Here is a 24,108-nt window from a genome sequence, read left to right as displayed (position 1 = left end):
ATGGGCGACAAAGCCATCCTCACCTGTTCCATCACCGGTGTGCTGACCGACCCCGGCCAGCACCATGTGCCGGTGACGCCCGAGCAACTGGCCGCCGAGGCCCGCCGCGCCATGGACGCCGGCGCCAGCGTGGTGCATGTGCACTTTCGCAACCAAACTCCCGGCCAGGGCCATCTGCCCAGCTGGGACCCGGCCGTGGCCAAGGCCTGTGTGGACGCGATGCGCGTCGCCTGCCCGGGGCTGATCATCAACCAGACCACCGGCGTGGTGGGCCCCGATTACCAGGGCGCACTCGACTGCCTGCGCGCCACCCGGCCCGAGATGGCCGCCTGCAACGCCGGCTCGCTGAACTACCTGAAGGTGCGCAGCAACGGCCAATGGGCCTGGCCGCCCATGTTGTTCGACAACCTGCCCGCCAAGGTGCAGGCCTTTCTGGACGTGATGGCCGAGACCGGTACGCTGCCCGAGTTCGAGTGCTTCGACGTGGGCATCGTGCGCTGCGTGGAGATGTACCAGCAGACCGGCATGTACAGCGGCCCGTTGGAGGTGAACTTTGTGATGGGTGTGGAGTCCGGCATGCCGGCCGACCCTGATTTGCTGCCCATTCTGTTGAAGCTGTTGCCCGAGGGCGCGCGCTGGCAAACCACATTGATCGGCCGCCAGGAGATCTGGCCCACTCACCGCCGCACCGCCGAGCTGGGCGGCCATTTGCGCACGGGCCTGGAAGACACGTTTTACCTGCCCAGCGGTGACAAGGTCACCTCGAATGCGCCGCTGATCGCACAGCTGGCAGCTTACGCCCGCGAGGCCGGCCGCGAGGTGGCCAGCCCGGCCGAAGCCCGCGCCCTGATGGGTCTGCACTGAGGCATCAGCTGGCGGCCAGCGACTTGAAGGCCGTGTAGGTGGCAATGCCCAGCAGCGTCAGCGCCAGGCTGCCGGCCACATGCACGGCGATGCCGGTGAACGCCATCACCAGGTCGCCCCGCTGCAAATTGGCCACCACCTCGGCCGAGAAGGTGGAAAAGGTGGTCAGCCCGCCCAGAAAGCCAGTGATGATGAGCAGCCGCCATTCCGGCGACAACTGCGGGTTGCCCGCGAAGAAGGCCACCGCCAGCCCGATCAGATAACCCCCCACCAGGTTGGCCGCCAGCGTGCCCGGCGGCACCGCCGGCCACAGCGCGTTGAGCCAGCCGCCCAGCTTCCAGCGCAGCAAGGCGCCCAGGGCCGCGCCCAGGGAGATCGAAAAGACGGAGGCGATCATGGGGACTTTCTGTGGTTCGCTGGGGGGTCGGGGTGAATGTAGCAAACCGCTGGCGTGGCGGTCTGGGCAGCCTCTGGTTTGCAACAAGTTTTTGATTTAGGTATGATGATCATCATGTCAAAATCGATTGCCAACGCCAGAGCCGCTGCCAAAGAGGCCACACACGACCGCATCGTGTCCGTGGCCGCCCGGACCATCCGTCGCAGCGGTTATGACGGCACCGGCGTCGCCGACATCATGAAGGAGGCCGGCTTGACGCATGGCGCCTTCTATGCACACTTCGCCTCCCGGGAGGCCATGCTGGCCGAAGCGGCAAGCAAAGCCTGCGCGGAGTCCGCAGCGGCGGCGGCCGAGGTGGCAGCCAAGCAGCCTCCAGGGGCTGCGCTGGCTGCCATGCTGGACGCCTACCTTTCCAAAGCCCATGTCCAAAATGCAGAGCACGGCTGCCCCTTGGCTGCTCTGGGTTCCGAGACCTCGCGCCAGGCGCCCGAAGTGCGTCGCGTGGCGACCCGGCACATCAAGGAAATGATCGACCTGGTCGCCCGGCAGTCGCCGGACTGGGGGCGTCCCAAGGCCCATGAACAGGCGCTCGTGACGCTGTCCACCATGGTGGGTGCCTTGCTGTTGGCGCGTGCGGTGGACGATCCAGCGTTGTCGGACAGCCTGCGAGAAGCGGCGCTTCAGCATCTGCTGCCCGTTGCGCATTGAACCGCTTGATGACCATGGTCATTTCGCGCGAATTTAAATATGATGAACATCATGCCAGTATGGCGTGAAGTCTTCGCCACACACCGAACTTCCCAACCCGAAACGCTGACGGAGAAATGCATAACCATGACGAACCCCAAGATTGCCCTCGTGACCGGTGCCTCGTCGGGCATTGGCCAAGCCGCCGCTGAACGGCTCGCCAAGGTCGGCTACAGGGTTTACGGCACGAGCCGACGGGGTGGTGAGGCGAGCGGGCGGGCCTTCGAGATGCTGCCGCTGGATGTGACCAGCGACGCGTCGGTGACCGCTGCGGTGGCGCAACTGATGCAGCGGGAGGGCCGCATCGACCTGCTGGTCAACAACGCCGGGTTCGGTGTCGCGCCTGCCGGTGCCGAGGAAAGTTCCATCGAGCAGGCCCGGTTGATTTTCGACACCAACTTCTTCGGGCTCATCCGGATGACGCGCGCCGTCTTACCCCACATGCGCCGGCAGGGGGCGGGCCGCATCATCAACATTGGTTCGGTGCTGGGTTTCTTGCCCATGCCCTATGGCGCGCTGTATGCCGCCACCAAGCATGCCATCGAAGGCTATTCCGAGTCGCTCGACCATGAGCTGCGCACACTGGGTGTCCGGGTCTCGGTGATCGAGCCGGCCTACACCAAGACGCCATTCGACGCCAACCTGCTGGAACCCGACGCCAAGCTCGACGCCTACCGTGAAGTTCGCGCCGCCATGAACCGGCGCGTGAAGGAGGCGATGGCTGCTGGGGCGCTGCCTGGCGTCGTGGCCGACGTGGTGCTCCAAGCGGCCAGCGCCACCCGACCCAAGCTCCGTTACACCGCCGGCGGGCTCGCGAACCGTTTGCGGCTGCTGCGCCGGTTCGCACCGGCCTGGCTGATGGATGCCGGGATTCGAAAAGACCTGCGGCTCGATGTGGCGCAAGGCGTGAACTGACCATGAAAGCATTCATCGCCGACCGCTATGAAAAAAAGAGCGCGTTGCGCCTGGCAGACATGCCGATGCCGACGCTGCGCGACGACGAAGTCCTGGTTGAGGTGCACGCCGCCAGCGTGAACCTGCTGGACGCCAAGATCCGGGCCGGGGAGTTCAAGCTCATCCTGCCTTACCGCCTGCCCCTCATCCTGGGGCACGATGTCGCCGGTGTCGTGGTGAAGGTGGGCCCCCGGGCGGGCCAATTCAAGGTGGGCGACGAGGTGTACGCACGCGCCGATGACTTCCGGATCGGCAGCTTCGCCGAGTTTGTCCCGATCAAGGCCTCATCGCTGGCGCTCAAGCCCAGGGGCCTGACGATGGAAGAAGCCGCCGCCATCCCGCTGGTAGGTTTGACGGCGTGGCAGGCACTGGTTGAGAAGGCCCAACTGAAGCCAAGGCAGAAGGTTTTCATCCAGGCCGGTTCCGGCGGCGTGGGCACTTTCGCCATCCAGTTGGCCAAGCACCTCGGCGCCAGCGTCGCCACGACAACGAGCACCGCCAATGTCGCGCTGGTCAAGAGCCTGGGTGCCGATGTGGTGGTCGACTACAAGCACCAAGACTTTGAAGGTGTTTTGCACGACTACGACCTGGTGCTGAACAGCCAGGATGGCCAGACGCTGGACAAGTCCCTCCGGGTGCTCAAGAGCGGCGGAACGTTGCTTTCCATCTCCGGCCCGCCAGACCCCGAGTTTGGCAAGGCGATCGGCGCACCTTGGTTCGTGAGGCTGGTGATGCGCGGGCTGAGCGCGGGCGTCCGGCGAAGGGCAAGCCGTCGCGGTCTGCGCTATGGCTTTCTGTTCATGAAGGCGGACGGCGCCCAGTTGCAGCAGATCACCCGCCTCATTGAAGCGGGCGCGATCCGCCCCGTCATCGACAAGGTGTTCCCCTTCGAGTCCACCAACGAGGCCCTGGCCTATGTTGAGTCCGGTCGCGCGAAGGGCAAGGTCGTCATCCGGGTCAAGTGAGCCCGAGGCCGGCCGGCCTCACTTGCCGATCCACTGGGTCACGTGCTGCCACAGGCGCAGCAGCAGGCCGGCGCGTTCCACATCGGCCTGGGCAACGAGCGGGGCTTCGCCCACCGGCTTGCCGTTGGCGGTGGCCACCACCTTGCCGATCACGGCACCCTTGGCCACCGGCGCCTCCAGGCCCGGCTGCAGCGTCACCGCGGTTTGCAATTGCAGGCCGCGCGGCACGGTCAGCACCCAGGGGGCGCCTAGGCCGGCCGCCACCGTGTCTGCCTTGCCAAAGCCGACCTTGGCGGTGCCAACCACCGTGTTGGGCTGGATCGGGGTGGCTTTCTCGAAGTTGCTGAAGCCCCAGCCGAGCAGCGTGCGGGTTTCGTCGGCCCGGGCCTGGGCGCTGTTGGTGTTGAGGATGACGGTGATCAGCCGCATGCCGTTGCGCTTGGACGAGGTGACCAGGCAGTAGCCGGCCTCTTCGGTGTGGCCGGTCTTCAGGCCGTCCACGGTGGGGTCGGTGTAGAGCAGGGCGTTGCGGTTGCCTTGCTTGATGCCGTTGTATTTGAAATCGTGTTCCGCGTAGATGGGGTAGTAGTCGGCACTGTCGCGGATGATGGCGCGGGCCAGGATGGCGAGGTCACGCGCAGACGACTTGTGCGCCGGGTCGGGCAGGCCCGTAGGGTTGACGAAGTTCGTGTGGGTCATGCCCAGGCGCTGGGCTTCGGCGTTCATCAGCTTGGCAAAACCCGCTTCTGAGCCGGCCATGTGCTCGGCAATGGCCTTGGACGCGTCGTTGCCCGACTGGATGATGATGCCGCGCAGCAGGTCGATCACCGTGGCCTGGCTGTTCAGCGGCAGGTACATGCACGACTCGGCGCTGGTGCCGCGGCACCAGGCGTTCTGGCTGACCGAGACCAGGTCGGTGGGTTTGAGCTTGCCGGCGCGCAGCGCCTGCTCGACCAGGAAGCTGGTCATCATCTTGGTGAGCGACGCGGGCGGCAGCGCTTCGTCGGCATTGGCCGAGGCGAGCACCTCGCCGGAGTCGTGGTCCATCAGCAGCCAGGCCTTGGCGGGCAGCGCCGGTGGGTTGGCCGCCAGGGCCGTCTGCGCGGCCAGGGGCGGCAGCGCGTTCGCGGTGGCCGCGGCTTTCTTGTGCGCCGCGGGCTTGGACGCGTGGCGTGCCGCCGCGAGCGAGGCGGTGCTGGGCAGCAGGGCGCCCACGGTGAGGGCGACGACGACAGGGAGGAGGGAGAAGGTCTTGGTTTGCATGGGGTTCACGGGAAGGTCGCGAATTGTCGCGGATCGGCGCCGCCGATCGCACGGATCAGGCCTGCGCAATGGCAAAAGTCCGGCCCTGTGGCATGGCCAAGACACAGTTGGTGACAAAGTCGGTCGCTGCGAGCATGACCCACCGCCCCCCGCGCAGGGCCGTCTGGGTGGCCCGCCACTCACAGCGACAACACATGCCCCTGCCGTGGATCGCCCTGGCCCTGCAGCACCTGCTGGTGGGCTGCGGCCACAGCCGCTTCGCCCATGTGGGTTTGCACCACCAGCCAGGGCGCGGCGGGCCGGCTGACCTGCTGCACAAAGCCATGCCAGGCCTGGGCCAGCCGCTCGGCAAAACCGGCTGGGCCCCAGTCGCGCATGCGCTGCTTGGCCTGGGCCGGGGCGAAGAACAGCACCGGCTTGGGGCCGGGCAGGTCGCGGCTACCGCCCAGCTGGTCGACATGGGTGCCGCCCACCGCGCAGCTGTGGGCCAGCGCGCCAAAGCGGCCGTGGATGGCCTGGCGCAGCGGGCCGCTGCCGGCAAAGTCCACGTACACACAGGGTGTGTCGGCCGGCAGGCTGTCGAGCTGGTCGTAACGCAGCACCTGGTCGTACACGCCCAGGCTGTCGCAAAAACCCACATGGGCGGCCGAGGTCAGGCCCACCACCCGCACTTCGGGGCGCTTGGCCAGCTGGGCGGCGGTGGCGTAGGCGGTTTTGCTGCTGGCCGACGACAGCAACACCACGCCGCGCGCGCTGCCCTCGCCGCCCTGGTTGATGCCAAAGAAGTGGTGCTCGGCCAGAAAGTCGTCGATCAGCCAGGCGGTGAGGAACAGCGGGCGCAGCAGCGCTTCCAGCGGCTCGTGGGCCGGGTCGTGCAGCGGGTCGGCCGCGCAACGCAGGTACTGGTTGTAGACCGGGTGCAGCGCCGTGCGGTGGGGCGCGCCGTCAAAAAAGCCCTGGGCCGATTCGCGCACCGGGCTCAGCACCGCGTGCGAGGCCATGGGCCAGTAACCGTACAGCCGCTCGCCCACCACCGCGGCCGGGCTGCGGCTTTCCACCACCACGCCAAAGCCCCAGACCGGGATCAGGCCCCAGGGGGCATCGGGCGGGTCGCCGGCCTCGGGGGTCACCGGGAAAAACTGCCAGTACTGCATGGCCTCGCCGAAGGCGGCGTAGGTGATGTTGTTGGCGGTGTAGGCAAATTGCACGATGCGCACCCGCACCTGGCCCTCGTCCAGCGGCGCGTCGGGTCGCACCACGCAGCGGGTGCTGGCGAGCTGGGTTTTGTGAACCTGGAACTGGGTGGTGCTCATGCGGTGGCCTTCAGAAGTTGCGGGGCGTTGGCCATGGCGGCCGCCGCCTGTTCGCGCAGCTCGCCCAGCAAGGCCAGTTTGGCCGCGTCGTCCGGGGCCACGCTGGCGGTGAGCTTGCCAAAACCGTCCAGCCGGCTGTCGCGCATCCAGGCGCGCAGGGGCTTGTCCTGGTTCCAGCGCATCTGGTTGAGCATGTTGACCTGGGTGGACCGCACATAGCCGGCCACGCTGCGCGGAAAGGGCACGGGCGTGCAAAGCTGGTTTCTGGCCGCATCGTCCGCGCCATGCGCTTCCAGGTAGGCGCACACGGCCGCGCTGAACGACACCAGCGGCGCCCGCACCAGCTGGGGCACGATCTTGCCAGTCTGGAAGATGGGCTCGCTGGGCCTGGGCGCCACCGCCGAGGCGGTGCAGTGGATGTACAGCGTGGTGGCGGCGTCCATGGCCACCGGGCCCTGTTCCAGCACCAGGGCCTGGGGGGTGATGGCGCTCACGCGGCCTTGGCGAATCACCTGGGTGATGTGCCGCAGCTGCGCCACCTCGCCCTCGGACAGCGTGGCGTAGTGAAACATGCGGGGCATCACGCTGCGGTCTATGCGCAGCATCTGGCCCTCGGCTTCCAGCCGGGTGAACAGGTCGTCCACGTCGCGGGCCTGGGCCAGGGCCCGGAAGGCCTTGACCTGGCCGCCGATGGAGTGCTCGAAGAATTCCATGCCGGGCTGGGTGCTCAGGCGGTTGATGACCCAGGAGTCGCGTGGCACCACCCAGTGGATGGCCTCGGGCGCCACGCCGGTGGCCAGCAGCCACAGCGCCACGTCCATGCCCGTCTTGCCCGCGCCCAGGATGCAAAAGCGTTCCGGGGGCGGGGCGCCGTCCTGGCCCCAGCGGGTGAGCTGGGTGGGGGTGAGCAGGCGCACGCCGGCGGCCACCTCAAAGCGCGGCGGGTGGGTGGCCGGCACGTCGGGGCTGAAGTGGCGCGAGTCCACCCATTTGCGCCGCACGGTGACGGTGGTGGTCTGGCCGCTGAGCCGCGACACCACCTGGGCCTGCGGGCCGCCGCTGGCCAGGCAGTCGCTCATGGGCAGAAAGCGCACCCGGCCGCTGGGCAACAGGCGCTGCTGCATCACCTGCTGGAAATAGCCGCAGACCTCGGCGCCGCTGGCCAGCTCGTGCAGGCCGGCGTTGGGGCCCTGGGTGTCCTTGTGGCCGCTGCCCAGTGGCAGCGAGTTCACGCCGTAAAAGGCCGAGGGCTGGTGCAGCGTGACAAAAGGGTAGGCGTCGTTCCAGTGGCCACCGGGCTGCGCCCGCTGGTCCACCAGCGTGATGTGGGCGTCGCTTTCCTGCAGCAGGGTGTCGGCAAAGGCCAGGCCGGTGGCGCCGGCGCCGATGACCAGGTAGTCGGTGTCAAACGGGGCCACAGGCGGTCCTTGGGGTTGTCTGCCGCATCGTAAGAGGCCCGGGGCCGTGGGCACCATCGGGGCAAACCATGCGGACCAGGCGCAGGGGCAAAGGCCATGCCGGCCCCGTAATTCGGCAATTCGTCACGCCGCCCGCGGCTCGGCGGTGCTGTTTGCACTCAACTTTGGCGGTGATGCGTCGAAAATCCTGCCAGTTTCAACCAAAAGTATTCATTTTTGCTTCAAGAGGCTTCTTTTTAGAGCCAAAAAGACCAAAGGAACGGCATGTCGAATTTCTCCAATGCATGGGCCAAAACACTGGCCCTGGTGGCCGCGATGGGCAGCCTGGCCTTGAGCGGCTGTGGCGGTGGCGGCGATGACGCGGCGGCCCTGGCCACCCCCACCAAGGCCAGCGTGGCCGCCCCCAGCGACGGCCCGGCCGCCAGTCCGGCCCCGACGCTGGGCCAGATGGTGGCCGTGCCCGGGGCCACGGTGGTGGGCCTGGCCTGGCTGGACAGCCACACCGCCGAGCTGACCGTGGCCAGCAACGCCTTTGTGGCGCCGGTCAAGGTCGAGGTGATGTTGCCCGCGGGTTACCTCACCGACACCCGCCGGCGCTGGGCCTCCACCTATTACCTGGGGGGCACCAACCACGACCAGACCACCTTCCGCAAGGACTACAGCGCCTACGACCTGGTGAAGGCCTACCCCTCGCTGGTGGTGTCGCCGAGCGGCAATTCCGGCTACTGGAGCGACTGGTTCAACAACGGCGCCGGTGGCCCACCGCGCTACGAGACCTTTGTGATCCAGCAGCTGATGCCGCTGATCGACGCCAACTTTCGCACCCTGGCCGACCGGGCCCAGCGCGCTGTGATGGGCGACTCCATGGGCGGCTATGGGGCGCTGATGCTGGCCGCCCGCCACCCTGACCTGTTTGGCGCGGCCGCCAGCCTGTCGGGCACGGTGGACACCAACTTCCCCACCGGGGACGCGGCGGTGTCGGTCAGCCCGCTGCTGCAGACCAGCGCGCCCGACTCGGTGTACGGCCCGCGGCTGACCCAGGAGGTGCGCTGGCGCGGCCACAACCCCTGGGACCTGGCGCGCAACCTGCGAGGCGTCGACCTGCAGGTGTTCACCGGCAACGGGCTGTTGGGCACGGCCCAGGGCGAGGGTGGCACCGATGTGGCCGGCTGTGCGCTCGAAATCGGGGCGATCCAGCCGGAGAGCGTGAACCTGCACAACCAGCTGAACGCGCTGGGCATTGCCCATGCCTGGACGCCGCTGGACTGGGGTTGCCACAGCGTCTCGCTGTTCCGCTACGAGATTGCCCAGGCCGTGGCCCGCTTCCAGCAGGTCTTTGCCCAGGCCCCGGCGGCGCCGGCCGCATTCGACTTCCAGGCCATCGAACCCCGTTTCGCGGTGTACGGCTGGTCGGTCGAGGCCGACCCGGCCCGGGCGCTGGAGTTCATGAACCTGCGGGACGTCAGCGCCACCGGGCTGAGCTTGATTGGCAGTGGCCAGACCCGCGTCACCACCCCGGCGCTGTTCCGTGGCAACAAAACCGTGGACGTCGCCATCGACGGGGTGGTGAAGAAGCTGCGCCCCGACGCCGCCGGCCGGCTCACCTTCACGGTGGACCTGGGGCCGGCCAACGCCCAGCAGGCCTATTTGCTGGGCAGCATCAACGACGCCCGGATTCGCCAGGTGCGCTTCACCCCGCGCTGACGCGGGGGGCAGGCCCCGTCTTCGAATGGACCCACGGGGTCCGCCCACCGGCGGACCCCGTTTGTTTTGGCGCGGGCCTGGCAGGAATGCCGCTTTTCCGGCCGCAGGGGTCAGGACAAACCCGAATCGGTACTTGACAGTACCGATCCAGGGTTATAAATTACATCATTCAATGGCACAGTCAGATGAGAGATCATCGACCGAGGGCGCCAAAACCAGGTTTTGAGCCCCGCTGCCATCCCCGCACCGAACTTTTGAGAGGTTTCCATGCACACCCACACCGAGCACGCCATCGTTCCCCGTGAAAAGCTCGATTTCGGGCTGGACGGTGACATCCCCCGTCACTGGCTGAACAACGACCCCTTCAAGTCGCGTTTTTTTGACGCCATGTCGACCTTCTTCCCCGAAGGCGAGCGCTTCTTCATCACCTGCGTGCGCGACTTCCGCGACCAGATCACCGACCCCAAGCTGCTGGCCGAGGTGAAAGACTTCACCCGCCAGGAAGGCCAGCACGGCATGGTGCACCGCCAGTTCAACAACCGCGTCAAGGCCCAGGGCGTGGACGTGGACCGGATTGAAAAACTCACCGTGTTCTGGTTGTTCAAGGTGCTGCGCGGCGTGTTCAGCCGCAAAACCACGCTGGCCATCACCGCCGCCTTCGAGCACATGACCGCCTTGATGGCCCATGGCTTTGAGGAAGCCAAGGTGCTGGAACAGGCCGACCCGCGCATCCGCGCCATGTACACCTGGCATGCCATCGAAGAGGTGGAGCACAAGGCGGTGGCCTTTGACGTGATGCAGAAGGTGGCCCATGTGGGCTACTTCCGCCGCGTGTTTGCGCTGGCCGTGACCACCGTCTTCTTCCCGGTGGGCACCTTCATCGCCATCAACCGCATGCTCAAGGTCGACGGCTTTGGCCTGTTCAAGCGCTTGGGCATGATGGCCAAAGGCGCCTGGTGGATGTACAAGCCGGGCGGCCTGTACATGCCCATCCTGGGCCACTTCATGGCCTATTTCAAACCCGGCTTCCACCCCTGGCAGACCGGCCAGATCCACGGCTACGACGCCTGGCTGGAAGTCTTCAACCGCACCGGCGACCCGATCGCCGCCAGCGACGCGGCGCTGCTGTCGCCGGTCTGATCCACCGGCCTGGGGCGGCGCAATTGCGGGGGCTTTCCCCCGCAATTTGGCGTTTGGCAGGGTGACGGTCCCCTTATCCTGAAAGGGACAACCAGCCGTTTACCCCATCGCATGTCCCACATCGCCGAGCAGCTCGCCGTCCAGATGGCGGAAATGACGGTGTCGCGCAACCGTGACCACCTCGATCTCACCCTGGTCAGCGCCCTGCACGAGCTGCTGCATCCCTTGCAGGTGGCCCTGTACGGCGTGGGCGGCGACGCCGACACCGAGGTCTGGCTGACCCGGGGCCGCCTGCGCCGCGGTGACCTGGTGCCCTGCACCGACCCGCTGTGGGCCACCCCCGACACCCTGCCGCCGCTGGACAAGCACCCCGACCGCCTGGCCTGTTTGCGCACCCTGGAGATGGCCGTCTTGCCCGGCCCACCGGTCTGCACCCTGTTGCCCCTGGGCACCCGGACCCAGACCCTGGGGGTGATTGAGCTGCTGACCGAGCAGCCGCTGGGTGAACGCGAGCTGCGGACGCTGCAGGCCATTCTGCGTTTGTATTGCAACTTCCACGCGGTGCTGGACTACAGCGAGCGCGACGCCCTCACCGGTTTGCTGAATCGCAAGACCTTTGACGAGAACGTCATGCGCATGCTGGCCGCCGCAGAGCCGCTGCCCGAGCCGCCGCTGGCCGGGGTGGAGCAACGCCGACCGGCCGGGCCGGCGCCGCTGTGGCTGGGCATCATCGACATCGACCATTTCAAGCAGGTCAACGACCGCTTCGGCCACCTGATCGGTGACGAGGTATTGCTGCTGTTGGCCCAGCTGATGCGCGGCAGTTTCCGCCACCACGACCAGATTTACCGCTTCGGTGGCGAGGAGTTCGTGGTGCTGATGCGCAGCCCCGACACCACCTCGGCCAGCGCCGCCCTGGAGCGGCTGCGTCGCAGCGCCGAGCTCTGCGATTTCCCGCAGGTGGGCCACATCACGGTGAGCGTGGGCTTCACCGAGCTGCGCGAGGGCGACACCCCCAGCGAGGCCATCGAGCGCTCCGACAAGGCGCTGTACCACGTCAAGCGCCATGGCCGGAACCGGGTGGCGGGCCACGCCGAGCTGGTGCAGGCCGGGCACCTGGCCGACGCCGACCGGGCCACGGCGGTTGATTTCTTCTAGCGTGCGGCGCAGCCCCATGAAAAAAGCCACCCTCGGGTGGCTTTTTTCTGGGGCGATGGGCCTTCAGTTCTTGGCGTAGTCCGACACCACTTTCCATTTGCCGTCCTGGATTTGCGACATCCGTGACTTGTCGCTGCCCAGGCGCTTGGTGGGGCTGAAGGTCAGCTCCGAGCCGCCAAAGATGTCCGGCGGCACGGTCATGGTGTCCATGGCCTTGATGAAGCTGTCGGTGGTCAGGTTGGGACCGGCCTTCTGCGCGGCGCGGATGAAGGTGTCGATGGCGTTGTAGCCGTAGACCGAGAACACCGTGGGGTCTTCGTTGAACTTGGTCTTGTACTTGTTGGCCCAGAAGCGGATGGGCTGCGAGGCCTCGTCCAGGTAGGGGTTTTGCACCGTGTGGGTGGCGTACAAGCCGTTCATGGCCGGGCCACCCAGCTTGTGGATCAGGTCGGTGTAGGAGGCGCTCGACCCCAGGAACACCGGGTTGAAACCGGTCTTGCGGCTCTCGCCGATGGTGCCAATGGTTTCGCGGATGATGGTGCCCAGCACCACGAACTCGCAGCCGGCGGCCTTCATCTTGGCCACCTGCGACGAGAAGTCGGTGGCGCCGCGCTTGAACGAGGTTTTCTCGGTCAGCTCCATGCCCGAGGCCTTGAGGCCGGCCTCGGCGCCGCGCAGCACCTCCAGGCCGAACTCGTCGTCCTGGTAGATCGCGCAGATTTTGCTGACCTTCTTTTCCTTGACCAGCACCGGCAGGGTCTGGCGGATCTGGTCGTAGTAGGTGGCGGCGAACGAGTACTTCAGGCGGTGGAAGGGCTCGTACATTTCACGCGCCGCCGTCACCGGAAAGAAGTTGATCACGTTCTTCTCGAACTGCACCGGCATCGCGGCCAGGTTTTGCGCCGTGCCGATGTGGGCCACCATGGCAAAAATCTTGTCCTGGTTGACCAGCTTCTGCGCCGCCAGCACCGCCTTCTTGGGGTCATAGCCCGAGTCTTCGATGCCCAGCTTGATCTTGCGGCCGTTCACGCCGCCCTGCTCGTTGATCTCGTCCACCCGCAGCATCATGCCCAGGCGCACCTGCTTGCCAAAGCCGGCCAATGGGCCCGACAAGTCCTGGATGGAGCCCAGCGTGATCTCGGTCTTGCTCACGCCCTGGGATTGCGCCATGGCCGACGCGGCGAGCAAGGTGCCGGCCGCAAGGGCCAGCAGCGATTTGGTGTTCATGGAAACAACTCCTTCAAGTGGTCAACGGGTTATACGGTGCGGTTTTTCGGCCAGACAGGGCACTAACCCTAGGGGGTGGGCGCCATGGCCTTGGCGGGTGTGGGGCGATCAGCGGTACATGGCCTCGATCTGCGGCGCGTACTTCTTCTGCACCAGCGCGCGCTTGAGTTTCATGGTCGGCGTCAGCTCCTCGTCTTCGGCCGAGAGCTGGGTGTCGAGCAGGAAAAACTTCTTGATCTGTTCGACCCGAGCGAACTGGGCATTGACCCGGTCCAGCTCGGCCTGGATCAGCGCCTGCACCTCGGGCGAACGGGTCAGGCTGGCGTAGTTGGAGAAAGGCACGTCGTGGTCTTGCGCGTACTTCTCCACGTTGTCCTGGTCGATCATCACGATGGCCGTCAGGTAGGCGCGCTTGTCGCCGATCACCACCGCGTCGGTGATGTAGGGCGAGAACTTCAGCTCGTTCTCCAGCTCGCTGGGGGTGATGTTCTTGCCGCCGGCGGTGATGATGATGTCCTTCATCCGGTCGGTGATCTTGAAATAGCCGTCAGCATCGACCACGCCCACGTCGCCGGTGTGCAGCCAGCCCTCCGAATCGATGGTTTCGGCGGTTTTTTCGCGCTGGTTCAGATAGCCCATGAAGACATTCGGGCCGCGCACCATGATCTCGCTGGTGACCGGGTCCAGCTTGACCTCGTTGTAGGCCGCGGCCGGGCCGATGGAGCCGGGCTTGATGCCACTGGCGGGCACGCCGGTGGAGGCACCACAAGACTCGGTCATGCCCCAGACCTCCAGCATGGGCACGCCCAGCGCCAGGTACCAGCGGATCAGCTCGGGCGAAATCGGCGCCGCGCCGGTCACCAGCAGCCGCGCGCGGTGGATGCCGATGAGCTTGCGCACGTTGTTCAGCGCCAGCCAGCGCGCCAGGTGGAACTGCAGCTTCAGCAGCCCCCCCACCGGTTGCTTGGCCAGCACCAGGTCGGCGATGCGGCCGCCCACGCCAATGCTCCAGCCGTAGGCGGCCTGCTGCAGCCGGCCCGATTCCTTGAGCGCGATCATCACGCCGGAGTAGAACTTCTCCCAGACCCGGGGCACGGCGGTGAACACCGTGGGCGCGATCTCGCGCACGTTTTCTGGCACGGTTTCCGGGTTCTCGACGAAGTTGAGTTTGGCGCCGGTGTAGAGCGCGTGGTACTCGCCGCCCATGCGCTCGGCGATGTGGCACAGCGGCAGGAAACACATGCGCTCGTCGTCTTCGCCCTGGGCCACCAAGGTGTTGTAGCCGTGCGCGGTGTAGACCAGGCCGCCATGGCTGTGCATCGCGCCCTTGGGTTTGCCGGTGGTGCCCGAGGTGTAGACCAGGATGGCCAGGTCGCCTGGCCGGCAGGCCTTGACCCGCGCGTCCAGCGCCGCCGGGCGGCTGGCCAGGTGTTCGCAGCCACGGCGGCGCAGCTCGGCCAGGCTGATCACCATGGGGTCGTTGAGCGCGCGCAGGCCGGTCATGTCAAACACCACGATGTGGCGCAGCAGCGGCAGGCGGTCGCGCACCTCCAGCGCCTTGTCGAGCTGCTCATCGTTTTCCACGAACAGGATGCGGGTGGCCGAGTCGTCGCACAGGTAATGCGTCTGGGCCGGTGCGTCGGTGGGGTAGATGCCGTTGGACACGCCGCCGCAGCTCAGCACCGCCAGGTCGGCCAGCACCCAGTCGATGACGGTGTTGGACTGGATGGACGCGCATTGCCCGGCCTCGAAGCCCAGCGCCAGCAGGCCGTGGCCGATTTCGCGCACCGCGTCACCGGTCTGCCGCCAGCTCAGGCTGTGCCAGATGCCCAGCTCCTTCTGCCGCAGCCAGACCTTGTCGCCGCGCTGGGCCACCGCGTTCCAGAAGATGGCGGGGATGGTGTCGCCCGGCATGGCGATGCCGGTGGCAGGTTGGACATGGCTGAGATCCCAAAGCACAGACATCGGCTTATCTCCAGTTCTTCTTCTTCTTCCAGCGCCGCTCACCGCGCTGGCCGGCTTCTTTCAGGCCGAGGTAAAACTCTTTGATGTCGTCTTTCTCGCGCAGCACGGCACAGCTGTCTTCCATCACGATGCGGCCGTTCTCCAGCACATAGCCGTAGTCCGAGGCGTTGAGTGCCATGTTGGCGTTTTGCTCCACCAGCAGCATGGTGGTGCCGCGCTCACGGTTGATGCGCACCACGATCTCGAAGATCTCCTTGGTCAGCTTCGGGGAAAGGCCCAGGCTGGGCTCGTCGAGCAAGATCAGGTCGGGCGCGGCCATCAGCGCGCGGCTGATGGCCAGCATCTGCTGCTGGCCGCCCGACAGCAGGCCGGCGTCCTGGGCGGCACGCTCCTTCAGGATGGGGAAGTAGCCGAACACCGTCTCGATGTCGCGGGCCACGCCGTCGCGGTCTTTGCGGGTGTAGGCGCCCATCAGAAGGTTGTCGCGCACACTCAGCAGCGGAAACACCTCGCGGCCTTCGGGCACATGCGACAGGCCCTGCTGCACGATGCGCGCCGGGTCCTGAGCGGTGATGTCCTGGCCCTGGAAAGTGATGCTGCCGCGGCTGGGGTCGATGATGCCGGAGATGGTTTTGAGGATGGTGGTCTTGCCGGCGCCGTTGGAGCCCAGCACGGTGGCGATCTCGCCGCGCCGCACCTGCAGGCTGGCGCCGCGGATGGCCTTGATGGGGCCGTAGGCGCTCTCCACATTCATCAGCTTCAGCACCACGCCGTCGTCGGCGGCGGGGCTGGTGGCGGGCACGGCGCTCATCGCGTGGCCCCCACGGTCGCCGGCCGGCGCAGCGAGGACACGTCGTCCACCGTGCCCAGATAGGCCTCGATCACCCGCGCGTCGGTCTGCACCTCGCGGGGTGAGCCCAGCGCCAGCACCTCGCCCTGGTTCATCGCCAGCACCCGGTCGGAGACCTTGGACACCAGCGACATGTCGTGCTCCACCATCAGCACGGTGATGCCCAGCTCGGCCTGGATGTCCTGGATCCAGAAGGCCATGTCGTCGGTTTCTTCCACGTTCAGGCCGGACGAAGGTTCGTCGAGCAGCAGCAATTTCGGCTCGGTGCACAGCGCCCGCGCCAGCTCCACCACCTTGCGCACCCCATAGGGCAGGCCGGCCACCATGGAGTCGCGGTGGTGTTGCAGGTCGAGGAAGTCGATCACCTGCTCGGCCTTCTCGCGGGCCAGCAATTCGGCCTGCCGCACCTGGCCGGTGAACAGCATGTCCTTGACCCAGCCGGTGCGGCGGTGGGTGTGGCGGCCGATCAGCAGGTTGTGCAGCACCGTGGCGTGCTCGAACAGCTCGATGTTCTGAAAGGTACGGGCAATGCCCAGGCCGGCCACGGTGTGCGGTGCCTGGTCGGTCAACACCAGGGGCGCCGTGCCGCCATGCCAGGCGATGGTGCCGGTGGTGGGCGTGTAGATGCGGCTGATCAGGTTGAACACCGTGGTCTTGCCGGCACCGTTGGGGCCGATCAGCGTGAATACCTCGCCGCGCCGGACGTCGAAGCTGACCTGGTTCACCGCCAGCACGCCGCCGAAGCGCACGCTGAGGTTCTGGGCGGAAAGCAGTAGGTCACTCATGGCTGTTCGCGGTGTGCAAGGAAAGGCCGCAGCGCCGGGCCGCCCCAAGCAAGGCACGGCCCCCTCGGGGGGAAGCAAACCACACGAAGTGGGGAGCGTGGGGGTACACGTTCATCATTTCAGACGATCCGACTTTTGGAAGCTCTTTTGCCGCTTGAACATGCCCTGGCGGTAGAACGGGAACAGCTGCAAATAGGTGCGCACCTTGAGCCAGCGGCCGTACAAGCCCAGCGGCTCGAACAGCACAAAGGCAATCAGCACCGAGCCATACACCACCGCCTGCAGGCCGGGCGCCTGGCCGATGGCATCGGGCAGGAAGTCCTTGCTGAGCGAAATCAGCTGTGGCATGGTGATGAGGAAGATGGCGCCCAGAAAAGCCCCGTGCACCGAGCCCACACCACCGATGACGATCATCAGCAGCAGGTCAATCGACTGCAGGATGTTGAACTGATCGGGGCTGATGAACTGCAGCTTGTGGGCATACAGCGCCCCGCCAATGCCGGCCAGCCCGGCCGACAGCGCGAACGACAGCGTTTTGTAGCGGGCCAGGTGGATGCCCATGCTTTGCGCCGAAATTTCCGAGTCACGGATGGCCACAAAGGCCCGGCCGGTGGGGGAGCGCAGCAGGTTCAGAATGGCCAGCGTGGCGGCCACGGTGATGGCCAGGCACAGGAAGTAAAAGCCCTCGCCCGAATCGAGCTTGAAACCGAACAGCACCGGTACCTTGATGTGGATGCCGGCGTTGCCCCCGGTCACCGACTCCCAGCGCGCAAAACCTTCCTCGACGATGAAGCCAAAGGCCAGCGTGGCAATGCCCAGGTAGATGCCTTTCACCCGCAGCGCCGGCAGCCCCACCACCAGACCCACCAGCGCCGACAGCACGGCCGCACAGCCCAGCGCCACCGGGAAGGGCCAGCCGGCGTTGGTCAGCACCGCCTGGGTGTACGCACCCACGCCCAGAAAGGCCGCGTGGCCCAGCGAGAACAGCCCGGTGTAGCCGGCCAGCAGCATCAGCCCCAGGCCGACGATGGAATAAATCAGCACAAAGGTCAGCTGGGCCAGCCAGTACTCGGCAAACAGCCAGGGCGCGGCCAGCAGCAACAGCCCCAGCGCGCCATACCAGAACACATGGCCGCCGTGTTTGGCCAGGTTCAGGTCCTGGCCGTAGTCGGTTTTGAAGAGAAACCTCATACTTTTTTCCGCAGTTTCTCGCCGAACAAGCCGTTGGGTTTGACCATCAGCATCACCAGCACCACGATGTAGGGTGCGGTGTCCTTGAAGCCATCGGGCAAATAGAAGCCGGACAGCGATTCCACGATGCCGATCACCAGCCCGCCGACGATGGCGCCGGGCAGGCTGCCGAAGCCGCCCACCACCGCCGCCGGGAAAGCCTTCAGGCCGATGAAGCCCATGTTGGCGTGCACAAAGGTGATGGGTGCCAGCAACAGGCCGGCGATCGCCGCCACCGCCGCCGCCAGTCCCCAGACCAGGCCGTTGATGCGTTTCACCGGAATGCCCATGTAGTAGGCCGCCAGCTGGTTCTGCGACGAGGCCTGCATGGCCACGCCCAGCTTGCTGTACTTGAACATCGCAAACAGCACCAGGCACAGCACCACGGTGGTGGCGATCACCGCCATCTGCTCCACGTTGAGCACCAAGGGGCCCACATTCCAGATCTGGTCCTTGTAGGGCACGGGCAGGGTGTGGGTGTCGGTGCCGATGCCGGGGATCATGGTGATCAGCCCGCGCGCCACGTAGCCGATGCCAATCGTCAGCATCACCACCGAGAACGCCGGCTGGCCGAGGATGGGCCGGATCACCAGCCGCTCCAGCGCCACACCGAAGGCCGCCATGGCCACGATCGCGCTGAGCACCGACAGCCAGAACGGCATGCCCATGAAGGTCATGAAAGCCAAGCCGCAGAACGCGCCCAGCATCATCAGGTCGCCCTGGGCAAAGCTCACCGTTTCGGTGGCCTTGTAGATCAGCACAAACCCGAGCGCGATCAGGCCGTAGATGCAGCCTTGGGCCACACCGCTGATCACCAACTGCACAAACTGCACGCTGTCTCCGTCCTTGTTGGGTTGCTGCGCTGAGGCAGTCGCTGGGTTATACCTGCCTGCCTGTGGCTTGTGCTCAGGGTGTACCCGATGGGCTGTCATCCATGCGTCACCGCCTCGGTGGCGGGGGGTAAAACCCGTTAGATTGGCAGGGAAATCGCACCGGCCCGGTGCGCCTGTCAACGCCTCTTTTCTGGAGATGCCCATGAGCGTTCATGTCAGCCGCGAAGGCCAGGTCACCGTGGTCACGCTGGACCGGCCCGAGGTGCGCAACGCGGTCGACGGCGACACCGCCCGCGCGCTGTACCAGGCCTTTGTGGCCTTTGACGCCGACCCCGAGGCCCGCGTGGCGGTGTTCCATGGCGCGAACGGCCATTTCTGCGCCGGCTGGGACTTGCAGCATGGGGCCCGGCTGGCCGCCCAGGCGCCCGGCAGCGCGCACGAGGTGCTGAGCCAACTCAACTTCGGTGCCGACGAATCCGCGGTGTCGCCTGTGGGTTCTTTGGGGCCCATGGGGCCTTCCCGTTTGCTGCTGTCCAAGCCGGTGATCGCCGCCATCAGCGGCGCGGCGGTGGCCGGTGGTATGGAGCTGGCGCTGTGGTGTGACCTGCGGGTGATGGAGGAAGACGCCTACTTCGGCGTCTACTGTCGGCGTTTCGGTGTGCCGCTGATCGACGGCGGCACGGTGCGCCTGCCCCGGCTGATCGGCATGGGCCATGCGATGGACCTGATCCTCACCGGCCGCAAGGTCGAGGCCGCCGAGGCGCTGGCCATGGGCCTGGCGAACCGGGTGGTGGCCAAAGGCAGCGCACGCGAGGCGGCGCTGGCCCTGGCCCAGCAGCTGTGCAAATTCCCGCAGCCCACGATGCGGGCCGACCGCCTGAGCGCCCACCGCCAGTGGGACCTGCCACTGGAAGCCGCACTGCAGCAGGAATGGGAGGCCGGCAAGGCCTGTTTGCCCGACGCCTTTGCCGGTGCCGCCCGCTTCAGCGCGGGCGAGGGCCGGCATGGCCGCTTCGGGCCGGACTGAGCGGCGTCAGCCGTTCTTGGCGATGGGCCGGGGTTTGCCGCTGTCGTCGATCGCCACATAGGTCAGCGAGGCCTCGGTGACCTTGATGTAGCTGCCCTGAGTCTGAAAGCGCTCGGCGAACACCTCCACCTGCACCGTGATCGAGGTGTTGCCTACCCGCGAGACATGGGAGAAAAAGCTCAGGATGTCGCCCACCCGCACCGGCTGCTTGAAGATGAACTGGTTCACCGCCACCGTGGCCATGCGGCCCTTGACGGCGCGGGCCGCCATCACCGCACCGGCCAGGTCGACCTGGGCCATGACCCAGCCACCGAAGATGTCGCCGTTGGCGTTGCAGTCGGCTGGCATGGGGATGACCTTGAGCACCAGGTCTTTGTCGGTGGGCAGTGACACGGGCGCGCAGGGGTTGTTGGACATGGGCACAATCTCGTCAAAATAACCACTCCGATTGTCTCCCATGCGCCGCAGCGGCGAATCCAGCCCCCACGCCTCCTTTCCCGGCGCGCCCCCCGCGCCGCCCCGCACCCACACCGACTGGCAAACGCTGCAGCGGCTGTTTCCCTACCTGTGGCAGTACAAGTGGCGGGTGATGGCCGCGCTGGCCTTCATGGTGGGCGCCAAAGTGGCCAACGTGGGCGTGCCCCTGCTGCTGAAGAACCTGGTCGACACCATGAGCTTCAAGCCCGGCGACCTGCAGGCGGTGCTGGTGGTGCCGGTGGCGCTGCTGGTGGCCTATGGCCTGCTGCGCTTGTCCACCTCGCTGTTCACCGAACTGCGCGAGCTGGTGTTTGCCAAGGCCACCGAGGGCGCGGCGCGCAGCATCTCGCTCAAGGTGTTCCGCCACCTGCACGCCCTGAGCCTGCGTTTCCACCTGGAGCGCCAGACCGGCGGCATGACACGCGATATCGAGCGTGGCACCCGCGGCGTGCATTCGCTGATCAGCTACTCGCTGTACAGCATCATTCCCACGCTGATCGAGGTCACGCTGGTGCTGACGCTGCTGGCGGTGAAGTTCGACGTCTGGTTTGCCTGGATCACCATCATCGCGCTGGTGTTCTACGTGGCCTTCACCGTCACCGTGACCGAATGGCGCACCAAGTTCCGCAAGCAGATGAACGAGCTGGACTCGTCGGCCCACAGCCGCGCCATCGACTCGCTGCTGAACTACGAGACGGTCAAGTACTTCAACAACGAGGACTTCGAGGCCCGCCGCTACGACGAGAACCTGGCGCGCTACCGCAAGGCCGCCATCAAGAGCCAGACCACGCTGTCCATGCTCAACACCGGCCAGCAGCTCATCATCGCCATCAGCCTGGTGGCCATGCTGTACCGCGCCACACTGGGCGTGGTCGACGGCCGCATGACGTTGGGCGACCTGGTGATGATCAACGCCTTCATGATCCAGCTCTACATTCCGCTGGGCTTTCTGGGTGTGCTGTACCGCGAGATCAAGCAAAGCCTGACCGACCTGGAAAAGATGTTCACGCTGATGGAAAAAGAGCGCGAGATCGACGACCGTCCGGGCGCCCAGCCGCTGCGCCTGGGGGCTTCGCCCGAGGTGCGCTTCGAGCAAGTGAGTTTTGCCTACGAGCCCTCCCGACCGATCTTGCACGACGTGAGTTTCACCATCCCGCCCGGCAAGACGGTGGCGGTGGTGGGCCCGTCGGGCGCAGGCAAATCCACGCTGTCGCGGCTGCTGTTCCGCTTTTACGACGTGCAGCGGGGCCGCATCCTGATCGACGGCCAAGACCTGCAGCAGGTCACCCAGAGCAGCGTGCGCCAGGCCATCGGCATCGTGCCGCAGGACACGGTGTTGTTCAACGACACGGTGGAATACAACATCGCCTACGGTCGCCCCGGTGCCGGCCGGGCCGAGGTGGAGGAGGCCGCCCGCTCGGCCCACATCCATGGCTTCATCAGTGCCACGCCCAAGGGTTACGACACCATGGTGGGCGAGCGTGGCCTCAAGCTGTCGGGTGGCGAGAAACAGCGGGTGGCGATCGCCCGCACGCTGCTGAAAAACCCGCCGGTGCTGATCTTCGACGAGGCCACCTCGGCGCTGGACTCGGCCAACGAGCGCGCCATCCAGGCCGAGTTGAAAAGCGTGGCCGAGAACAAGACCACGCTGGTCATTGCCCATCGGCTGTCCACCGTGGTCGATGCCCACGAAATCCTGGTCATGGACGCCGGCCGCATCGTCGAGCGGGGCACCCACAACGCGCTGCTGGCGCTGGGCGGCCGCTACGCCCGCATGTGGGAGATGCAGCAGGCCTCGGCCGACACCGTGCCGGGCAACTGAGCCGGTTCAGCTCACCCGCACAAACCGGGCCACCGACGGAACGCCTGCCGCGTCGCTGACGAACAGCATGTAGTAGCCCGGTGGCACCAGGGCACTCGAGCTTGGCACGGCGACGGTCAGACCGTTGAGCACCGGCGTCACCTTCAGCTTGATGGCGCGCTGGTGCATGTCGTTGCCATGGGTGGTGGCCGCCGGGGCCACCAGCACGGCGCTGACCATGCCGTCGCGGTCGGTGCTCACCGCGAACGACTGGCCGTAGCGCACGCTGGACGGTGCCGCCGTGATCTTGGGTTGTGGACCTCTGAACAGGTAGGGCGGGGAGTAGACCTGTGCCTTGTGCTGGAACGCGGCCTGGGCCGAATAGTCCATGTCGTCCTGCGACAGCAGCACGCTGGCGTCAGGCAACAGAATGGCCGTGCCGTGGTAGGCCGACTGCACCGCGTGTTTGGCCACCGGTTTCCAGTTGCCGGTGGGGTCGAGTGCGGAGGTGCTGTACAGCTCGGACTGGAACACCGGGTCTTCATAGCCGTACAGCCCCTTGTTGCCGCCCACCGTCAGCATGCTGCCATCGGGCAACAGCACGGTGTTGGCGTTGTGCCGGGGTGTTTGCCACGCGGGAAATGGGGTCCATCCCGCGGCGGGGTTGAAGCCGTCCAGCGACTCGTTGGCCGCCAGTGGCTTGTTCTGGGTGTCCGAATAGGCGTAGCCGCCCGCCACCATGATGCGTTGCTGCGGCACCGTGCGTGACGCGTCGGTGTAGGAAATGCCGTTGCCCAGGTACTGGTGGTCGCTGGTCATGGCCGGCAAATTGCCCCAGTTCCAGGTGGCCGGATCCAGCTGGAAACTGCTGGAGGCCACCGGGCCAGCTTCCAGCATTTTTCCGGAAGGTAACAGAAACTGCAGTGGGTACAGGCCCGACGCGTTGTGCACCGACACCGCATTGATCTGGCCGATGCCGTCGATGTTGGTGTCGGGCGTGAACACTTCAACGACGTTGTTGATGGCGTTGGAGCCGGTCTCGTCGATGCCGCTGGTGATGACCACGCGGTTGTTGGCCAGCTGGGTCACCGTGGGGTACCAGCGGCCGCGAACCATGTTGGGCTGCCGGGCCCAGGTTTCGGCGGTGGGGTTGAAGGTATAGCTGCTCAATGGCCCGGCCCAGCCGCCGTAGCCCGGGGCGGCGTTGGGGTCGGGGTAGCGCAGGTTGCCACCGGCCACAAAGACGCGCCCGTCGCTCAGGATGGTCTGGCCCGCACACCAGAGGTTTTCTGGCGGCGGCAGGTTGTGGCCCAGCCGGGTGACCGGGTCCCAGACGTGGCCCACGCCATCGCGTGACTTGGCGGGGTTGTGGTAGTTCACCGGGTCATAGGACCAGAACAAGACCTTGCCGGTGTGCAGCACGACGGCCGTCACGCCCACCACCGGAATCACAAAGGGCGCGCTCCAGCGCCCCACCACCAGCGGGTCGTCGGCGGCAACCTGGGCCAAGGCGGGCCGGCTGCCCGTCAGCGAGGCCAGTGCCTGGGTCAGGGTGGCGCGCCACCAGCCGACCGGCGCATTCCGTTTGAAGGCCGCTTTCTTGGCGCGCTCGTCGTCCTGCAAGGACTGGGCGGCCGACACCACCCACCCGTCCGCCGGCACCTTGTGCACCCCCTTCTCCACCTCGCACTGCCGCGCACGGCTCTGGCGGTGCTGGTCTGCATGGCGGCGACCCAGTTGGTCTTTTTCCTGGTCGTATTTCTTTTGCTCGACATCGGCGGGCTGGCAGGCCCGCGCGGTCTTGACCGGCGCAGGCCCGGAGGCCGGCGGCGGCTGGGCCGCCTGGGCCCACACGGCCAGCGGCAGGCCCCAGGCGACGCCGGCCATGGTGGCCGCCGCCAGGCAGGTCAGTTTTCGGGTGAAGCAGCAGGGGTGGGTCATGGGGGGTACCGGGTGAGGAGGGTGGGCGCGCCCACAGGCGGGACAAGGC

The 24,108-nt window shown here is 66.5% G+C and carries 21 protein-coding genes; 9 read left to right on the top strand and 12 right to left on the bottom strand.

Features of this window, described 5'->3' with window-relative positions:
- The gene (locus AC4BAR_RS13680; protein WP_490628437.1) at positions 1 to 864 is read left to right on the top strand and encodes a beta-keto acid cleavage family enzyme; all 864 of its coding nucleotides are present in this window, start codon (positions 1 to 3) and stop codon (positions 862 to 864) included.
- A gap of 4 nt (positions 865 to 868) precedes the next feature.
- On the opposite strand, the gene crcB is transcribed toward AC4BAR_RS13680, so the two are convergent.
- Positions 869 to 1,261 carry a fluoride efflux transporter CrcB gene (gene crcB / locus AC4BAR_RS13675; protein WP_490628436.1) on the bottom strand — a complete coding sequence of 131 codons (393 nt, stop codon included), beginning with the start codon at positions 1,259 to 1,261 and terminating at the stop codon, positions 869 to 871.
- 102 nt (positions 1,262 to 1,363) lie between these two features.
- Here crcB and AC4BAR_RS13670 point away from each other — a divergent pair, with 102 nt between their 5' ends.
- The 3 genes from AC4BAR_RS13670 (at position 1,364) to AC4BAR_RS13660 (ending at position 3,927) form a co-directional block, all read left to right on the top strand.
- Positions 1,364 to 1,969, top strand: coding sequence for a TetR/AcrR family transcriptional regulator (locus AC4BAR_RS13670; protein ID WP_490628435.1), 606 nt, complete (start codon positions 1,364 to 1,366; stop codon positions 1,967 to 1,969).
- A gap of 126 nt (positions 1,970 to 2,095) precedes the next feature.
- Positions 2,096 to 2,923: an oxidoreductase gene (locus AC4BAR_RS13665; RefSeq protein ID WP_490628434.1), complete on the top strand. Its 828-nt coding sequence runs from the start codon at positions 2,096 to 2,098 to the stop codon at positions 2,921 to 2,923.
- Between the two features lie 2 nt (positions 2,924 to 2,925).
- Positions 2,926 to 3,927: an NADP-dependent oxidoreductase gene (locus tag AC4BAR_RS13660; protein ID WP_490628433.1), complete on the top strand. Its 1,002-nt coding sequence runs from the start codon at positions 2,926 to 2,928 to the stop codon at positions 3,925 to 3,927.
- An 18-nt stretch (positions 3,928 to 3,945) separates the two neighbouring features.
- Here AC4BAR_RS13660 and AC4BAR_RS13655 read toward each other — a convergent pair whose 3' ends face one another.
- The 3 genes from AC4BAR_RS13655 to AC4BAR_RS13645 form a co-directional block, all read right to left on the bottom strand.
- Entirely contained in the window at positions 3,946 to 5,190 is a 1,245-nt protein-coding gene (locus AC4BAR_RS13655) for a D-alanyl-D-alanine carboxypeptidase family protein (protein WP_490628432.1), read from the bottom strand.
- Positions 5,191 to 5,369: 179 nt separating this feature from the next.
- Positions 5,370 to 6,503 (bottom strand): DUF2855 family protein, encoded by a 1,134-nt coding sequence (locus AC4BAR_RS13650; protein WP_490628431.1) that lies wholly within the window; start codon positions 6,501 to 6,503, stop codon positions 5,370 to 5,372.
- Positions 6,500 to 7,921: an NAD(P)-binding protein gene (locus tag AC4BAR_RS13645; protein ID WP_490628430.1), complete on the bottom strand. Its 1,422-nt coding sequence runs from the start codon at positions 7,919 to 7,921 to the stop codon at positions 6,500 to 6,502. Before AC4BAR_RS13645 ends, AC4BAR_RS13650 begins: the two co-directional genes overlap by 4 nt.
- Before the next feature lie 264 nt (positions 7,922 to 8,185).
- Between AC4BAR_RS13645 and AC4BAR_RS13640 the strand changes: the two genes are divergently transcribed.
- From AC4BAR_RS13640 to AC4BAR_RS13630, 3 genes are all read left to right on the top strand, one after another.
- Positions 8,186 to 9,625 (top strand): alpha/beta hydrolase, encoded by a 1,440-nt coding sequence (locus AC4BAR_RS13640; protein WP_490628429.1) that lies wholly within the window; start codon positions 8,186 to 8,188, stop codon positions 9,623 to 9,625.
- Positions 9,626 to 9,892: 267 nt separating this feature from the next.
- Positions 9,893 to 10,765, top strand: coding sequence for a metal-dependent hydrolase (locus tag AC4BAR_RS13635; protein WP_490628428.1), 873 nt, complete (start codon positions 9,893 to 9,895; stop codon positions 10,763 to 10,765).
- Positions 10,766 to 10,876: 111 nt separating this feature from the next.
- Positions 10,877 to 11,923 carry a GGDEF domain-containing protein gene (locus AC4BAR_RS13630; protein ID WP_490628427.1) on the top strand — a complete coding sequence of 349 codons (1,047 nt, stop codon included), beginning with the start codon at positions 10,877 to 10,879 and terminating at the stop codon, positions 11,921 to 11,923.
- 63 nt (positions 11,924 to 11,986) lie between these two features.
- On the opposite strand, the gene AC4BAR_RS13625 is transcribed toward AC4BAR_RS13630, so the two are convergent.
- The 6 genes from AC4BAR_RS13625 to AC4BAR_RS13600 all read right to left on the bottom strand — a co-directional run bounded on the left by AC4BAR_RS13625 (position 11,987) and on the right by AC4BAR_RS13600 (position 18,813).
- Positions 11,987 to 13,150 carry an ABC transporter substrate-binding protein gene (locus AC4BAR_RS13625; protein ID WP_490628426.1) on the bottom strand — a complete coding sequence of 388 codons (1,164 nt, stop codon included), beginning with the start codon at positions 13,148 to 13,150 and terminating at the stop codon, positions 11,987 to 11,989.
- A gap of 108 nt (positions 13,151 to 13,258) precedes the next feature.
- On the bottom strand, positions 13,259 to 15,115 hold the full coding sequence (locus AC4BAR_RS13620; protein ID WP_490628425.1) for an AMP-dependent synthetase/ligase: 1,857 nt from the start codon (positions 15,113 to 15,115) through the stop codon (positions 13,259 to 13,261).
- A 4-nt stretch (positions 15,116 to 15,119) separates the two neighbouring features.
- Positions 15,120 to 15,926 (bottom strand): ABC transporter ATP-binding protein, encoded by an 807-nt coding sequence (locus AC4BAR_RS13615; RefSeq protein ID WP_490628424.1) that lies wholly within the window; start codon positions 15,924 to 15,926, stop codon positions 15,120 to 15,122.
- Complete coding sequence (locus AC4BAR_RS13610) at positions 15,923 to 16,750, bottom strand: ABC transporter ATP-binding protein (RefSeq protein ID WP_490628423.1); 828 nt, start codon at positions 16,748 to 16,750, stop codon at positions 15,923 to 15,925. The genes AC4BAR_RS13615 and AC4BAR_RS13610 overlap by 4 nt, the downstream gene beginning before the upstream one ends.
- A gap of 114 nt (positions 16,751 to 16,864) precedes the next feature.
- Entirely contained in the window at positions 16,865 to 17,941 is a 1,077-nt protein-coding gene (locus AC4BAR_RS13605; protein WP_490628422.1) for a branched-chain amino acid ABC transporter permease, read from the bottom strand.
- Positions 17,938 to 18,813, bottom strand: coding sequence for a branched-chain amino acid ABC transporter permease (locus AC4BAR_RS13600; RefSeq protein WP_490628421.1), 876 nt, complete (start codon positions 18,811 to 18,813; stop codon positions 17,938 to 17,940). The genes AC4BAR_RS13605 and AC4BAR_RS13600 overlap by 4 nt, the downstream gene beginning before the upstream one ends.
- A 202-nt stretch (positions 18,814 to 19,015) precedes the next feature.
- On the opposite strand from AC4BAR_RS13600, the gene AC4BAR_RS13595 reads away from it, so the two are divergent.
- Positions 19,016 to 19,840 carry a crotonase/enoyl-CoA hydratase family protein gene (locus AC4BAR_RS13595; protein WP_490628420.1) on the top strand — a complete coding sequence of 275 codons (825 nt, stop codon included), beginning with the start codon at positions 19,016 to 19,018 and terminating at the stop codon, positions 19,838 to 19,840.
- A 6-nt stretch (positions 19,841 to 19,846) separates the two neighbouring features.
- On the opposite strand, the gene AC4BAR_RS13590 is transcribed toward AC4BAR_RS13595, so the two are convergent.
- On the bottom strand, positions 19,847 to 20,257 hold the full coding sequence (locus AC4BAR_RS13590; protein WP_490628419.1) for an acyl-CoA thioesterase: 411 nt from the start codon (positions 20,255 to 20,257) through the stop codon (positions 19,847 to 19,849).
- Positions 20,258 to 20,297: 40 nt separating this feature from the next.
- Between AC4BAR_RS13590 and AC4BAR_RS13585 the strand changes: the two genes are divergently transcribed.
- Positions 20,298 to 22,139: an ABCB family ABC transporter ATP-binding protein/permease gene (locus AC4BAR_RS13585; RefSeq protein ID WP_490628418.1), complete on the top strand. Its 1,842-nt coding sequence runs from the start codon at positions 20,298 to 20,300 to the stop codon at positions 22,137 to 22,139.
- 6 nt (positions 22,140 to 22,145) lie between these two features.
- On the opposite strand, the gene AC4BAR_RS13580 is transcribed toward AC4BAR_RS13585, so the two are convergent.
- Positions 22,146 to 24,059, bottom strand: coding sequence for a galactose oxidase early set domain-containing protein (locus AC4BAR_RS13580; protein WP_490628417.1), 1,914 nt, complete (start codon positions 24,057 to 24,059; stop codon positions 22,146 to 22,148).
- Between the last annotated feature and the right edge of the window lie 49 nt (positions 24,060 to 24,108).

This window comes from Rhodoferax sp. SPJ4 (assembly GCF_058216275.1).
The sequence above is the reverse complement of the archived record's forward strand: the minus strand, read 5'-3'. Positions and strand labels throughout refer to the sequence as shown.

Excerpts from the sequence above, each read along its gene's own strand:
- AC4BAR_RS13680 (WP_490628437.1), top strand. The coding sequence starts at position 1 with ATGGGCGACAAAGCCATCCTCACCTGTTCCATCACCGGTGTGCTGACC.
- crcB (WP_490628436.1), bottom strand. The coding sequence starts at position 1,261 with ATGATCGCCTCCGTCTTTTCGATCTCCCTGGGCGCGGCCCTGGGCGCC.
- AC4BAR_RS13670 (WP_490628435.1), top strand. The coding sequence starts at position 1,364 with ATGATGATCATCATGTCAAAATCGATTGCCAACGCCAGAGCCGCTGCC.
- AC4BAR_RS13665 (WP_490628434.1), top strand. The coding sequence starts at position 2,096 with ATGACGAACCCCAAGATTGCCCTCGTGACCGGTGCCTCGTCGGGCATT.
- AC4BAR_RS13660 (WP_490628433.1), top strand. The coding sequence starts at position 2,926 with ATGAAAGCATTCATCGCCGACCGCTATGAAAAAAAGAGCGCGTTGCGC.
- AC4BAR_RS13655 (WP_490628432.1), bottom strand. The coding sequence starts at position 5,190 with ATGCAAACCAAGACCTTCTCCCTCCTCCCTGTCGTCGTCGCCCTCACC.
- AC4BAR_RS13650 (WP_490628431.1), bottom strand. The coding sequence starts at position 6,503 with ATGAGCACCACCCAGTTCCAGGTTCACAAAACCCAGCTCGCCAGCACC.
- AC4BAR_RS13640 (WP_490628429.1), top strand. The coding sequence starts at position 8,186 with ATGTCGAATTTCTCCAATGCATGGGCCAAAACACTGGCCCTGGTGGCC.
- AC4BAR_RS13635 (WP_490628428.1), top strand. The coding sequence starts at position 9,893 with ATGCACACCCACACCGAGCACGCCATCGTTCCCCGTGAAAAGCTCGAT.
- AC4BAR_RS13630 (WP_490628427.1), top strand. The coding sequence starts at position 10,877 with ATGTCCCACATCGCCGAGCAGCTCGCCGTCCAGATGGCGGAAATGACG.
- AC4BAR_RS13625 (WP_490628426.1), bottom strand. The coding sequence starts at position 13,150 with ATGAACACCAAATCGCTGCTGGCCCTTGCGGCCGGCACCTTGCTCGCC.
- AC4BAR_RS13620 (WP_490628425.1), bottom strand. The coding sequence starts at position 15,115 with ATGTCTGTGCTTTGGGATCTCAGCCATGTCCAACCTGCCACCGGCATC.
- AC4BAR_RS13615 (WP_490628424.1), bottom strand. The coding sequence starts at position 15,926 with ATGAGCGCCGTGCCCGCCACCAGCCCCGCCGCCGACGACGGCGTGGTG.
- AC4BAR_RS13610 (WP_490628423.1), bottom strand. The coding sequence starts at position 16,750 with ATGAGTGACCTACTGCTTTCCGCCCAGAACCTCAGCGTGCGCTTCGGC.
- AC4BAR_RS13605 (WP_490628422.1), bottom strand. The coding sequence starts at position 17,941 with ATGAGGTTTCTCTTCAAAACCGACTACGGCCAGGACCTGAACCTGGCC.
- AC4BAR_RS13595 (WP_490628420.1), top strand. The coding sequence starts at position 19,016 with ATGAGCGTTCATGTCAGCCGCGAAGGCCAGGTCACCGTGGTCACGCTG.
- AC4BAR_RS13590 (WP_490628419.1), bottom strand. The coding sequence starts at position 20,257 with ATGTCCAACAACCCCTGCGCGCCCGTGTCACTGCCCACCGACAAAGAC.
- AC4BAR_RS13585 (WP_490628418.1), top strand. The coding sequence starts at position 20,298 with ATGCGCCGCAGCGGCGAATCCAGCCCCCACGCCTCCTTTCCCGGCGCG.
- AC4BAR_RS13580 (WP_490628417.1), bottom strand. The coding sequence starts at position 24,059 with ATGACCCACCCCTGCTGCTTCACCCGAAAACTGACCTGCCTGGCGGCG.